At 51.9% G+C, this 13,719-nt stretch carries 13 protein-coding genes; 6 read left to right on the top strand and 7 right to left on the bottom strand.

Features of this window, described 5'->3' with window-relative positions; genetic code table 11:
* The gene (gene gspE, locus Q3A88_RS03575) at positions 1-1,497 is read left to right on the top strand and encodes a type II secretion system protein GspE (protein WP_317177411.1); all 1,497 of its coding nucleotides are present in this window, start codon (positions 1-3) and stop codon (positions 1,495-1,497) included.
* Positions 1,494-2,699, top strand: a complete 1,206-nt coding sequence (hofC, locus tag Q3A88_RS03570) for a protein transport protein HofC (RefSeq protein ID WP_110162400.1) — start codon at positions 1,494-1,496, stop codon at positions 2,697-2,699. The genes gspE and hofC overlap by 4 nt, the downstream gene beginning before the upstream one ends.
* A gap of 90 nt (positions 2,700-2,789) precedes the next feature.
* Here hofC and Q3A88_RS03565 read toward each other — a convergent pair whose 3' ends face one another.
* The gene (locus Q3A88_RS03565) at positions 2,790-3,830 is read right to left on the bottom strand and encodes a GMP reductase (RefSeq protein ID WP_010681506.1); all 1,041 of its coding nucleotides are present in this window, start codon (positions 3,828-3,830) and stop codon (positions 2,790-2,792) included.
* A gap of 293 nt (positions 3,831-4,123) precedes the next feature.
* On the opposite strand from Q3A88_RS03565, the gene coaE reads away from it, so the two are divergent.
* The 3 genes from coaE (at position 4,124) to yacG (ending at position 5,765) form a co-directional block, all read left to right on the top strand.
* Positions 4,124-4,750 (top strand): dephospho-CoA kinase, encoded by a 627-nt coding sequence (coaE, locus tag Q3A88_RS03560; RefSeq protein WP_014916643.1) that lies wholly within the window; start codon positions 4,124-4,126, stop codon positions 4,748-4,750.
* Positions 4,743-5,495: a cell division protein ZapD gene (gene zapD, locus Q3A88_RS03555; protein WP_039509888.1), complete on the top strand. Its 753-nt coding sequence runs from the start codon at positions 4,743-4,745 to the stop codon at positions 5,493-5,495. The genes coaE and zapD overlap by 8 nt, the downstream gene beginning before the upstream one ends.
* A gap of 75 nt (positions 5,496-5,570) precedes the next feature.
* Positions 5,571-5,765 (top strand): DNA gyrase inhibitor YacG, encoded by a 195-nt coding sequence (gene yacG, locus Q3A88_RS03550; RefSeq protein WP_039465810.1) that lies wholly within the window; start codon positions 5,571-5,573, stop codon positions 5,763-5,765.
* Positions 5,766-5,829: 64 nt separating this feature from the next.
* On the opposite strand, the gene mutT is transcribed toward yacG, so the two are convergent.
* The 3 genes from mutT to secM all read right to left on the bottom strand — a co-directional run bounded on the left by mutT (position 5,830) and on the right by secM (position 9,645).
* Positions 5,830-6,225, bottom strand: coding sequence for an 8-oxo-dGTP diphosphatase MutT (gene mutT, locus Q3A88_RS03545; protein WP_039278334.1), 396 nt, complete (start codon positions 6,223-6,225; stop codon positions 5,830-5,832).
* 89 nt (positions 6,226-6,314) lie between these two features.
* Complete coding sequence (secA, locus tag Q3A88_RS03540; RefSeq protein ID WP_014916645.1) at positions 6,315-9,017, bottom strand: preprotein translocase subunit SecA; 2,703 nt, start codon at positions 9,015-9,017, stop codon at positions 6,315-6,317.
* A gap of 112 nt (positions 9,018-9,129) precedes the next feature.
* On the bottom strand, positions 9,130-9,645 hold the full coding sequence (secM, locus tag Q3A88_RS03535; RefSeq protein WP_174435823.1) for a secA translation cis-regulator SecM: 516 nt from the start codon (positions 9,643-9,645) through the stop codon (positions 9,130-9,132).
* 26 nt (positions 9,646-9,671) lie between these two features.
* Here secM and Q3A88_RS03530 point away from each other — a divergent pair, with 26 nt between their 5' ends.
* Positions 9,672-10,199, top strand: coding sequence for a DUF721 domain-containing protein (locus tag Q3A88_RS03530; protein ID WP_317177410.1), 528 nt, complete (start codon positions 9,672-9,674; stop codon positions 10,197-10,199).
* Between the two features lie 18 nt (positions 10,200-10,217).
* On the opposite strand, the gene lpxC is transcribed toward Q3A88_RS03530, so the two are convergent.
* The 3 genes from lpxC to ftsA all read right to left on the bottom strand — a co-directional run bounded on the left by lpxC (position 10,218) and on the right by ftsA (position 13,716).
* The gene (gene lpxC, locus Q3A88_RS03525) at positions 10,218-11,135 is read right to left on the bottom strand and encodes a UDP-3-O-acyl-N-acetylglucosamine deacetylase (protein WP_039278868.1); all 918 of its coding nucleotides are present in this window, start codon (positions 11,133-11,135) and stop codon (positions 10,218-10,220) included.
* A gap of 104 nt (positions 11,136-11,239) precedes the next feature.
* Positions 11,240-12,391: a cell division protein FtsZ gene (ftsZ, locus tag Q3A88_RS03520; protein WP_005975217.1), complete on the bottom strand. Its 1,152-nt coding sequence runs from the start codon at positions 12,389-12,391 to the stop codon at positions 11,240-11,242.
* Between the two features lie 68 nt (positions 12,392-12,459).
* Positions 12,460-13,716, bottom strand: coding sequence for a cell division protein FtsA (gene ftsA / locus Q3A88_RS03515; RefSeq protein WP_010298002.1), 1,257 nt, complete (start codon positions 13,714-13,716; stop codon positions 12,460-12,462).
* Positions 13,717-13,719: the final 3 nt, after the last annotated feature.

Below are 13,719 nucleotides of genomic sequence, written 5' to 3'. Positions count from 1 at the left end.
ATGACAGACTCCTCCTTCTCCTCCGAGCATACCCTCAGCGAATTACAGACGCTGTGCCGACGTTATCAGGCATTGTTGCTCAGTCTCGATGAACAAACGCTGTCGGTCGCCGTCACGGCCTCCCCTTCTGCGGAGATGATTGCCGCGCTGCGTTTCGCCAGCAATCGCCGCATTATGGTGGAGCAATGGCCACAAGCCAGAATGGAACAGCAGCTTAACCCGGTGAACGCCGTTGCCGAGCCCGCAGAAACCTACCATGCCGGCACTTATGCCAACACTCATAACAATATTCATAACAACAGCACCGGGCTGCAGGATCATGACGATGACTCCCCTGTTGCACAATTTATCCATCAAACACTACGTCTCGCCGTTCAGCGGCGCGCCTCTGATATCCACTTTGAGCCATTACTGGACGGCTATCGCGTACGCCTACGCATTGACGGCGTGCTACAGGCCATATCCGCACCGCCGCCCGAACTGACAAACCGTATTACCGCGCGGCTGAAAATCATGGGTAAGTTGAACATCGCTGAACGGCGACTGCCGCAGGACGGCCAATTCAGCCTGACGCTGGATCAACAAGCCTACTCATTACGCATCGCTACGCTGCCCGTACAACAAGGCGAAAAAGTCGTACTGCGTATTCTGCAAACGCACCAGCAGGAGTTAGTACTGGATAAACTCGGGCTCACCGCAAAGGCGTTACAGCAGGTGATTAGCGTGCTGAGCGCCTCACAGGGAATGCTGTTAGTCACGGGTCCAACAGGCAGTGGAAAAACCGTCACGCTTTACAGCGCAATACGCTGGCTAAACGAGTGCAGCCGCAATATCTGTAGCGTGGAAGATCCGGTCGAAATTCCCTTGCAGGGCATAAACCAAACGGCAATCAATCCCAAAGCCGAACTGGGCTTTGGCCGAATTTTACGAGCGCTGCTGCGGCAGGATCCAGACGTCATTATGATCGGTGAAATCCGTGACGCTGAAACCGCAGAAATTGCGGTAAAAGCCGCACAAACCGGCCATCTGGTCATGTCCACGCTGCATACCAATTCTGCCGTAGAAACGTTAACTCGCCTCAGTCATCTGGGCATCCCCGGTTACCTGTTAGCCGCGGCGCTAAAACTCATCATTGCCCAACGCCTTGTTCGTCGGTTATGCCCACACTGTAAAACCCCAGAAGAACCGCTACTTTCACTACCAAACGATGTATGGCAAGGGCCACTGCAACATTGGCAAGCCCGCGGCTGTAGCCACTGTTTTTCTGGCTACTATGGTCGCGTTGCGCTCTATGAATTGTTGCCTATCACGCCAGATTTTCAGGCAGCGCTAGCGGGCAACGCCAGCACAGGGGAATTATCTGCACTCTCTCGCCATGCCGGTTTTCCAACGTTACTGACTGCAGGGCTTGAGTTGGTCAACGACGGCCTGACCTCACTTGCTGAAGTCTACTGTGTAGTGGGCGATGAGCGGTCAATGAATCAGGAGGCGAAATGAGGCTACAGCGCTTATATCACTGGCAGGCCATCACGTCCGAGGGCGAATTTATCGATGGAGAACTCATTAGCACACATCGCCAGCACGCCTATGCCAGCCTGATTGCACAGGGTTACCAGCCGCTTCTCGTAAAAGCCAGCCATTACCTGTCGCTACGCTACTGGAAACGTGAACAGCTAGGCGAGTTAATCAAACAGCTTGCTGCCCTGCTACAAGCCGGATTACCACTGCTGGAAGCATTAAAACTGGTGTCGGAACAGCACGATCGCCCCGGCTGGCGCTGCGTATTACGGGATGTTCGTACCCATGTTGCTCAGGGAAGCTCGCTGTCTGAAGCACTACAGGAATATCCTCACATCTTTCCCGTTCTGTATCGTTCCCTCATTGCCGTCGGCGAGCTAACCGGCAAGCTGGACGCATGCTGCCTACAGCTCGCCCAGCAGCAAGAAAAACAGTCCAGGCTGCAACAGAAAGTCATCAAAGCGTTACGTTACCCCTGCTTTGTTTTAGCAATCGCCATGCTGGTCAGCATGATGATGTTAACGCTGGTTCTACCCGAGTTTGCGTCGCTCTATTCCTCGTTCGAGACGCCGTTGCCGTGGTTTACCCGGCAATTGCTTTATCTGGCAGAAATCATATCTGACTACGGACTGATTGGGTTGCTGATGCTTAGTTGCCTGATTGTGGGGTACGCTCGCTTGAGGCAGAAACGGCCATTGTGGAAAACCCGAGAGCAAGAATGGTTGCTGAAGATTCCTATCGTATCCAGCCTGTTACGCGGTAAATCGCTGAACCAGATCTTCCATATTCTCGCCATGACGCAGCATGCCGGTTTAACGCTCCCGGAAGGACTGGATGCCGCCGCGACGATCCGTCACCCGCTCTATCAAGTCGCAATTCAACAAATACAGGCGCAGCTGCATCAGGGGACGTCGCTATACCATGCCACACAGCATCACGCCATACTGTTCCCTGCGCCCTGTCCGCAACTGATCCGCGTGGGGGAAGAAACCGGTGCGTTGGATGCGATCTTTACACAACTGGCAGAATGGCATGAAGGTCGGGTACAGCAGCAGGCAGACATGCTGACACAAACGCTGGAACCGTTGTTGATGATGGTCGTCGGGGGAATGGTCGGGGCGCTGGTGATTGGCATGTATTTGCCTATCTTCAAGTTGGGGAATGTATTGGCCGGTGCCTGAACCGACCAATACAACATACAAACAGCGACAAACTACGCCGTATGCATCACCGCTGACAGCGGACGGAAAGACGGCGCGTAACGGCGGCAATTACCCGTTGAAAATACGGTTTTCCTGCTCGGCCACGCGGATAAATGTTGTACGCTTTGTCAGCTCTTTCAAACGGGATGCACCCACATAGGTACAGGCCGAGCGCAGGCCGCCAAGAATATCGCGCACGGTATTATCTACCGGACCGCGCAGAGGCAATTTAACGGTTTTTCCTTCTGCAGCACGGTACTCCGCCACACCGCCAACGTGACGCTCCATCGCGGAGGCGGAACTCATGCCGTAGAACAGCATCATCTTCTCACCGTTTTCTTCCACGATGGTGCCTTCACATTCATCATGCCCTGCCAGCATACCGCCCAACATGACGAAATCGGCTCCGCCGCCAAATGCTTTCGCGACATCGCCCGGCATGGCGCACCCGCCGTCACTCACGATTTGCCCACCGAGGCCATGTGCCGCATCAGCACATTCAATAACGGCAGAAAGCTGAGGGTAGCCTACACCCGTTTTAACACGCGTCGTGCAGACAGAACCGGGACCAATGCCGACTTTCACGATGTCCGCACCGGAGAGAATCAGTTCTTCCACCATTTCACCGGTCACAACGTTTCCTGCACAGATAACCTTATCCGGGCAGGCCTCGCGTGCTTTTTGCAGGAACGTGACAAAGTGCTCGGAATAGCCATTGGCGACATCGATACAGATAAATTTCAGCTCAGGCGACAGCGCCAAGATTTGCTTTAACTTGATGAAATCAGCCTCAGATGTCCCGGTCGAGACCATGACATGGCGCAATACCGATGCCGGTGTGCGTTGCACAAACTGAGACCATTGTTCGACAGAGTAGTGTTTATGCACAGCCGTCAGAACATCAAAAGAGGCCAGGACTTCCGCCATACTAAACGTACCCACGGTATCCATATTGGCTGCGATAATCGGTACGCCGGACCAGTTGCCGCCGGCATGGAGGAAGGTGAATTGACGTTCCAGTTCAACGTCGGAGCGGCTTTTCAGCGTCGAACGCTTTGGCCGGATGAGAACGTCTTTAAAGCCTAACTTTAAATCTTCTTCAATACGCATGAGGTTCGAGTTCCTGGTTAATGACGGCGGCATACTCAGCATTGTTACTGAGCATAATCATTTCTGAAAAAATAATGCCCTTTACCAGTGACGTTATCATACGCAGGAATAATCCTGCGGCAAGACTGCGATTTTCACTTTATTTGGGATAAAATCAGAGAAATTTACCTATCACCCAGCAAAGTGATAACGTGAAGCACACTGCGGTTGATACCTGATTGACTTCAGGGGGACTGGAAGATATTCCTCACCCTTGAAAATAGTAGAAATGTTAACTTTTCAACACGGGTGCAATGACATACATCGTAGCCTTAACGGGCGGTATCGGCAGCGGAAAAAGCACCGTAGCTGATGAATTTGCCAAATTAGGGGCCACTATCGTTGATGCGGATATCATCGCGCGTCAGGTAGTCGAGCCTGGAGAACCCGCACTGGATGCCATCAGGCTCCGGTTTGGCGACGCTATGCTCAATACTGATGGTTCATTGAACCGTGCCGCACTACGCCAGCGGATTTTCTCCTCACCAGAGGAGAAACAGTGGCTGAATAATTTACTCCATCCGTTGATCCACCAAGAAACACAGGCCCAGTTTCAGGCTGCATCCGCACCGTACATTCTGTGGGTCGTCCCTTTACTGGTGGAGAACGGTTTACAGCAGCGGGCACAGCGTATTCTGGTCGTTGATGTAGACAAAGAAACACAGCTTGCACGTACGCTGGCCCGCGATGGCATCAGCCAGCAACAAGCAGAAAACATACTGGCAGCACAGGCTACCCGAGAACAGCGCCTGGCTTATGCCGATGATATTATTGATAACAGTCGCTGCCCAAACGAGCTGGCTCCACAGGTTGCGGAATTACACCGCCAGTACCTGGAGCTTGCCGCCTCCGCAGCCGACAGGATGACTAAGAATGAGTGACGCCCCCTCAACGATTTTATTCGAATACCCGCTGAACGAAAAAACACGTACCTGGTTGCGTATCGAATCATTATTGCAGCAGTTACATCAAAACCACTCCCTGACCGATATGGGAGGCGCTCTAACATTTTTTCGTGCTATCGCCGAACTGCTCGATGTGCTGGAACGTGGAGATGTCCGTACCGAGCTGCTGAAAGAACTGGAACGGCAACAGCAAAAACTGCTGCAATGGAGTGATGTACCGGGCGTTGACATGGAGCGTATCCATACGTTGAGACGTCAGTTGAAAGATCTGGCTAGTACGTTGATGGCCGCACCACGAATGGGGCAGTTCTTACGGGAAGATCGCCTGATTGGCATGGTACGCCAGCGGCTTGGTATTCCCGGCGGGTGCTGTAGTTTCGATTTGCCCACTTTGCATAGCTGGCTGCACCAGCCTCAGGAACTGCGTGAGAAATTGGTTTCCGGTTGGCTTAACTCCTTATCACCGCTCAAACAAGCCTTGGACATGATCCTGGAACTCATCCGCCATTCTGGCACGTTCCGCCCACAGACCAGCCTGAACGGTTTTTTCCAGGACAATGCCTCCGATGCTGACCTGCTACGTTTGCGCCTTGAGCAGATACATCAGCTCTATCCGCAGATATCCGGCCATAAGACACGCTATGCCATCCGTTTTCTGCCATTAGATAGCGAAAACGGCCATATTCCTCCGCGTTTAACCTTTGAACTGGCCTGCTGCTAGACTCAGCCCCGGCCAGACAGAAATGCGTTAAGTAGCATATATGTGTTAAGTACCAAATAGAGTGAAAAGAATTTTATGACAGTAGAAATTACGACGGTAAAGTGCCCAACCTGCAAGCAGGCAGTCATCTGGGATGAAACCAGCATCTATCGCCCATTTTGCAGCAAACGTTGTCAGCTCATCGATTTAGGGGAATGGGCTGATGAAGAAAAGCGCATTCCAAGTGATGATATGGTTTCTGATAGTGAAGACTGGAGCGAAACGCGCTAACGGCCACGTTTCGCCACGATAGTTTGAAGGCAGGAGCTTTCAGACAGGAAAAAGTAAAGCCAGATTAAAGCGATTTCAGCCAGCGGATCATCTCCGCATTCGCTGGCGGAAACTCCTCCTCACGTAATTCTTCTACGCCCACCCAGCGAGATTCCTGACCTTCCCGACCATAGGGTTCCCCCTGCCACGTTTCAACCAGAAAGAAATGAAGCGTGATGATTCTCTCCGACGTAGAAAACGTTTTGTCGTTTAGCGGTTGTGGTGCGCTGGCTTCGATGCCCGTTTCTTCACGCAGTTCACGAATCAGCGCCTGCTCTGGCGTTTCACCTTCTTCAACTTTACCGCCGGGAAATTCCCACATCCCTGCCATATGAACGCCATCAGGGCGGCGAGCAATGAAATATTGCTGCTCCGCATTGCGGATGATGCCGACCGCGACGGATAACTGTTTTTGCGTCATGACACTTCCTATCAGATTCTTATCAAGTAAAAGGCGGTCAATGACCGCCCTTGTACTTATCACATATTAACTACTGGATCAGCAGTCAATTATTTCTGCAAGCGACCGTGGCACTGCTTATATTTCTTGCCTGAACCACATGGGCAAGGGTCGTTACGTCCAATTTTACGGTCTGCCTGCGCCGGTGAACCGGTGTTCAGGCTATCTTCTTCCTGATGGCTAAACTGTTGCTGCTGTGCCAAACGCTCAGCTTCTTCGCGGCGTTGCTGCTCCAGCGCTTCAATTTCTTCCGGCATTCTCACCTGAACTTTGCTCAGTGTACTGATCACTTCATATTTCAGTGATTCCAGCATCGCGGCAAACATAGAGAACGACTCACGCTTATATTCTTGTTTCGGATCTTTCTGTGCATAGCCACGCAGATGGATGCCCTGACGCAGGTAATCCATTGCCGCCAGATGCTCTTTCCACAAGGAATCCAGCGTCTGCAACATCACGCCTTTCTCGAAGTTACGCATGACTTCAGCGCCAACCACTTCTTCTTTGCGATGATAAACCTCAAGCGCCTGCTGGAAAATACGCTCACGCAGTGTTTCTTCGTGCAGCTCAGGCTCTTTATCCAGCCACGCCTTGATCGGCATATCCAGATCGAAGTCGTTCTTCAGGCGCTGTTCCAGACCTTCCGTATCCCACATTTCTTCCAGAGATTCCGGTGGAATATAGCTGTCGATGGTCGCTTTAAACACATCCTCACGAATGCTGGTGATGGTTTCACTGATATCGGACACATCCAGCAGTTCGTTACGCTGTGTGTAGATCGCACGACGTTGGTCGTTCGCCACATCATCGTATTCCAGCAGCTGTTTACGAATATCAAAGTTGCGGCTTTCCACTTTACGCTGTGCGTTAGCAATCGCCTTGGTGACCCACGGGTGCTCGATCGCTTCGCCGGGTTTCATCCCCAGTTTACGCATCATATTAGAAACGCGATCGGAGGCAAAAATACGCATCAGCGCATCTTCCATCGACAGATAGAAACGTGATGAACCCGCATCCCCCTGACGACCGGAACGACCACGCAACTGGTTATCGATACGGCGAGATTCATGACGCTCTGTACCGATAATGTGCAAACCACCCGCAGCCAGCACCGCATCATGGCGCACTTTCCAGGCCGCTTTGATTTCTGCAATTTGCGCGTCATCTGGATTTTCCAGATGGGCGACTTCGGCCTGCCAGCTACCGCCCAATACGATGTCCGTACCACGACCGGCCATGTTGGTCGCGATGGTGACCGCACCAGACTGACCCGCCTGTGCAACGATGTCCGCTTCCATGGCGTGGAATTTCGCATTCAACACATTGTGTTTGATGCCCGCTTTTTCCAGCGCCTGAGAAACCACTTCTGATTTCTCAATGGAGATCGTACCGACCAGAATAGGCTGGCCTTTTACAGAGCGGTCTTTGATATCTTCAATGATGGCATCAATTTTTTCCTGCTCGGTCATGTAGACCAGGTCAGGCAAGTCTTTACGAATCATCGGACGGTTAGTCGGCACCACAATCGTATCCAGCTTATAGATGGAGCTGAATTCGAACGCTTCGGTATCTGCCGTACCGGTCATACCTGCCAGTTTTTCATACAGACGGAAGTAATTCTGGAAGGTAATGGAAGCCAGCGTCTGGTTTTCATTCTGAATGGCCACCTTCTCTTTCGCTTCCACAGCCTGATGCAGACCATCAGACCAGCGACGCCCCTGCATGGTACGGCCTGTGTGTTCGTCGACGATGATGACTTCACCGTCTTTCACAATGTAATCAACATCGCGGGTAAACAACACGTGCGCACGCAGCGCAGCAGTCACATGGTGCATCAGCATAATGTTGGTCGGAGAGTACAGCGACTCGCCCTCTTCCATAATGCCTTCTTTCACCAGCAGTTCTTCTACCAGAACCAGACCACGCTCGGTGAGGTTAACCTGACGCGCTTTCTCATCAACAGAGAAGTGGCCTTCACCGTGGAAGGTATCCGAATCTTCTTTCTCCTGACGGATCAGGTGAGGGATGATTTTATTGACGCTGATATAAAGTTCAGAGCTGTCTTCAGCCGGGCCGGAAATGATCAGCGGCGTACGCGCTTCATCGATCAGGATGGAGTCAACCTCATCCACCAGCGCGTAATATAACTTACGCTGCACGCGCTCTTCCGGGCTGAACGCCATGTTGTCACGCAGGTAGTCAAAACCGTATTCGTTATTGGTACCGTAAGTGATATCTGCCGCATAGGCTTCACGCTTCGCTGGAGCAGGCATTCCCGGCAGGTTGATACCAACGCTCAGGCCAAGGAATTCAAACAACGGACGGTTATTTTCGGCATCACGCTGTGCCAGATAATCGTTCACGGTAACTACGTGTACACCACGGCCAGTCAGCGCATTCAGGTACGCAGGCAGCGTTGCGGTCAGCGTTTTACCTTCACCGGTACGCATCTCCGCGATGCACCGCTCGTTCAGTACCATACCGCCGATAAGCTGCACGTCGAAATGACGCATGCCAAAGACACGCTTACTGGATTCACGGACTACCGCGAAGGCTTCCGGCAGCAGGTTCTCTAACGTTTCACCCTTTTCCAGACGAACACGGAACTCTAGCGTTTTCGCTTGCAGTTCCTCATCTGAAAGTTTTTCCATTTCTGGCTCTAAACGACCAATGACATCAACGTTTTTACGCATACGACGCAGCGTACGATCGTTACGGCTACCAAAAATTTTGGTTAGGATATTCATGACCATAATAGTTTTAATCTCACAAGTGCCACGTATCCAGTGGCAACACAACATCGAAAAACTGAGAAACTCAGCAAAAAACGAGAGAAATTTCTTCAGCTAATTATCCACTACACGTTCAGCTGAAAAGAGAGGGCCCTGCGCGGATGCCGCGGATTTGGGCAAGCCAGACGCCGATTTGATGGTGTGCCTGAGGATAAAAAGTGACATGCCCAGCATGGGGGGAGATCACAAAGGGATACTGGGAATCCTGCGTCAGTAACGCATTTAGCGTATCCAGCAAAACCAAAGAGTGAGGTTGAAGATCGTCAACCTGCTCGGCACTGGCCGTCTGTGGCGTCGTCAACGCAAAAGAAAGATGACGGATTACCGTGCGAATCGCATGCTGATGCCAATAATCAACGCTGTAGGACGAGCGCCGATGCGCTTCCTTCAGCGCGACCAGATCGGTAAGGTTCAGCGATACGTGATTCTGGCGACTCACGCTGGAGCTTGAATTAGGGAGTGAGGCGATATCCTGTGAGTCGTTCAGGCTTGTTGGCAGGCCAAGACTCGCCGCGACCATCCCTAATAAGAGATGCGGCCAGAAATAACGTCTGCCAAATTGTCGCCAACGATTTAGAATACCAATCACGAGTAACATCCACCGGAGCCAGGTCTATGCGTGATAGCCGCCCACAATCACTGGAATTTCTGTTTGATAGCGCATCCATGTCGGGTAAAGGCCCGCTACAAGATGTGCAACAGCGCGCTATCGCCTTATTAAAACTCAACCGTGCCGTACGCGGGTTACTGCCTGCACCGTTGCACCCATGGTGCCGCGTCGCTAATTACCGGCAAGGTTTACTGATACTGGAAACCGCCAATGCCAGTTGGCTGATGCGGTTACGTTACGAACAACCTGCGCTGCTCTCTGCATTACGCGCACAAATACTACCATCATTGGCTTCAATCGACATCAGGATTAATCCAACGCTTGCCGCAAAAGGGCATGAAATCGTGAAAAATAATGACATTACGCCGACGGAAAATATCGATGACAAACCGTTGCGTCAGTTGAGTGAACAAAGTGCGGAGACATTGAGGACATTAGCAGGCAACAGCCCGGAAAAACTCAGAAAGATATTAGAACGACTGGCTTCATTGGCCGGAGAGAGTACCAATAAAACCAGTCGTAATAAGAAATGATTACTTCAAGTTCAAGCGTTACGCCAACACGATAGACGGTGCTTTAAATGCCAACGGCATCTCAGCTTCGTCTTCAAAGGTCACGTATTCCCACGCTTCCTGATTTGCCAGCACAGCCTGCAACAGTTTGTTGTTCAGTGCGTGTCCAGATTTAAACGCAGAGAACGCACCGATGATGTTGTGGCCACACATAAACAGGTCACCGATGGCATCCAGCATTTTATGGCGAACAAACTCATCTTCAAAACGCAGACCGTCTTCGTTCAGTACGCGGTAATCGTCAACGACGATGGCACAATCCATACTGCCGCCCAGGCACAACCCACGAGACTGCAAGTATTCGATATCGCGCATGAAACCGAACGTACGCGCACGGCTGATCTGGCGAACAAACGCATCAGCGGAGAAATCCAAACGATAGCGCTGGTTGCCCGCATCAATCGCCGGGTGGTTGAAGTCGATAGTGAAATCCAGACTGAAGCCGTTAAACGGTTTCATCTCGGCCCACTTGTCACCATCTTCAACGCGAACAGGCTGTTTGATACGTACGAATTTCTTGGCACAATTCAGCTCTTCGATACCGGCATCTAACAGCAGATAAACGAACGGGCTGGCGCTGCCATCCATAATTGGAATTTCCGGCGCGTCAACATCAATGACAATATTGTCAATGCCCAACCCTGCAAGCGCAGCGTTAAGATGCTCCACCGTAGAAATACGGACGTCATGCTCATTAACCAGGCAAGTACAGAGCATGGTATCACGCACGGATTTTGCATCAGCCGGAAAATCAACCGGGGGATTCAAGTCTGTGCGGCGATAGATGACCCCGGTATTTGCCGGTGCAGGACGCATGGTCAACGTGACCTTCTTGCCGGTATGTAACCCGACACCAGTCGCCTGAACAATACGTTTTAATGTACGTTGTTTGATCATCATTTTATCTCGCATGTTACTGAACCTACCGACCTAGTATACACCAGGCTCGGTGGCACAGTTTAGCACAAAGAGCGGAGATTCCAACGTTATCTGGCAGCAAATTAGTCTGCCTGCTTACGCAGAAACGCCGGGATATCCAGATAGTCTGGCTCTTTATTCGTCTGCGGATTCTGGTCGTTAACCACTTTAGCAGCAGGTTTTTCCTGCGCCAGTGGCGTCATACCGTGTTGCTGATAACGATGATCCATCACAGGCTGGCTGGCCTGCTTGTTCGTCACCAGAGTAATCTCAGGACGCTTGTCCATGCCGATACCCGTCGCAACAACCGTGACACGCAGTTCATCATTCATTTCCGGGTCAAGCGACGTACCGATTACGACTGTCGCATTATCGGATGCGAATGCACGGATGGTGTTACCTACGGTCTCGAACTCATCCAGACGCAGATCAAAGCCCGCCGTGATGTTGACCAACACGCCACGAGCGCCGGACAGATCGATATCTTCCAGCAGCGGGCTGGAGATCGCCATTTCAGCAGCTTCTTCTGCACGGTCTTCACCACGCGCAACACCGGAACCCATCATGGCATAACCCATTTCGGACATCACGGTACGCACGTCTGCAAAGTCGACGTTCATCAGGCCTGGACGCGTGATCAGCTCAGCAATACCCTGCACCGCGCCTTTCAGTACATCGTTTGCCGCGCCAAATGCATCCAGCAGGGAGATACCGCGTCCCAGCACTTTCAGCAGCTTGTCGTTTGGAATAGTGATCAGCGAGTCGACGTGCTTAGACAGTTCAGCGATACCCTGCTCTGCAAACGCCATACGCTTTTTGCCTTCAAAGTTGAAAGGCTTGGTCACCACAGCGACGGTCAGAATGCCCAGGTCTTTTGCGACTTCGGCAACAACCGGCGCAGCGCCTGTACCTGTACCACCGCCCATGCCCGCGGCGATAAACACCATGTCCGCACCTTCCAGTGCTGAACGCAGTGCTTCACGATCTTCTTCAGCCGAATTACGGCCGACTTCAGGGTTAGCGCCAGCACCCAGACCTTTCGTGATGCCACTGCCGATCTGAATCGTCTGGCCCACAGCCGTTTTGCGTAATGCCTGCGCATCCGTGTTGACCGCGAAGAATTCGACGCCTTCGATGCGCTCACGCACCATGTGTTCGACGGCATTACCACCGCCGCCACCGACGCCGATGACTTTAATCACCGCGTCGTTGGTTAATTCCATTGGTTCAAACATAATTTCTCTCCGTTTGTGCCTGTAACTGCGAGATCATAAAACTGTGCCAGGTGATCTCTTTGATAACATTAAAATTCTTTCCTCAACCAGCTGTTGATTCTCTTGAACCAGTTGCTCACTGAGGCACGTTTTTCGACTTCATGCTCACCACCCAGATGAGATTCTTTTCCGTAATGCAGCAACCCAACCGCCGTTGAGTAATAAGGCTCTTGGGCATAATCCGTCAGCCCTGTTATATTCATTGGTTGTCCAATACGCACCTGTGTATGGAACACACGCTGCGCACAGGCCGCCAGACCGTCTATTTGCGCGGCACCGCCCGTCAGCACGATCCCGGCTGCCAGATGGTGTTTCACGCCTTGTTGACGCAACTGCTCCTGCAACTGTAAAAGTTCATCGTTCACCAAGTTCAACAGCTCGGTGTAACGTGGTTCAATCACTTCCGCCAATGTCTGTCTTTGCAGACTGCGGGGTGGACGTCCTCCAACGCTCGGGACTTCCACATTCTCATCTTTGCCAACGATCGCGCCTAATGCACAACCGTGACGCACCTTGATCGCTTCGGCATCCGTCGGCGGTGTACCAAATGCGTAAGCAATATCGCTGGTAACCACATTGCCCGCATACGGAATCACTTTAGTGTGTCGCAATGCGCCACCGGTATAGACCGCGATATCCATTGTACCGCCGCCAATATCAACGACACACACGCCCAGCTCACGTTCATCTTCTGTCAGAACCGCATAACTGGAAGCCAGTCCCGCAAAAATCAGTTGGTCGACCTTTAAGCCGCAGCGTTCAACGGCTTTAACAATATTCTTCGCCATATCGTTATGGCAGGTTATCAGGTGGACTTTCGCCTGCATGCGCACGCCGGATAAGCCAACCGGGTTTTTAATCCCTTCCTGATAATCGATCGCGTACTCCTGTGGAATCACATGGAGAACACGATGTTCATCACGCACGCGCACGGATTTAGCGGTATGCACCACGCTTTCCACGTCGTCCTGCGTAACCTCTTCTTCTGAAATAGGCACCATCCCTATTTCATTCTGGCAGCTGATGTGTTTTCCCGAGAGCGCCAGATACACGGAAGAGATCTGGCAGTCTGCCATCAACTCAGCCTGATCAATAGCGCGCTGAACACATTTAACGACCGATTCCAGATCGTTTACGCCGCCTTTATCCATACCGCGTGACGGGCAACTGCCTACGCCAATAATGTTGACCATGCCATCGGGCAGAACTTCCCCTACCAGCGCAGCCACTTTTGCTGTACCGATTTCCAGCCCAACTACCAGTTTTCTGTCCGTCGACTTGATCATTGT

This window comes from Pectobacterium sp. HCp5_1 (assembly GCF_032905925.1).
GTDB classification, from domain to species: Bacteria; Pseudomonadota; Gammaproteobacteria; order Enterobacterales; family Enterobacteriaceae; genus Pectobacterium; species Pectobacterium brasiliense_A.
Note: the sequence above shows the minus strand (reverse complement) of the source record. Positions and strands in the feature narration are given on the sequence as shown.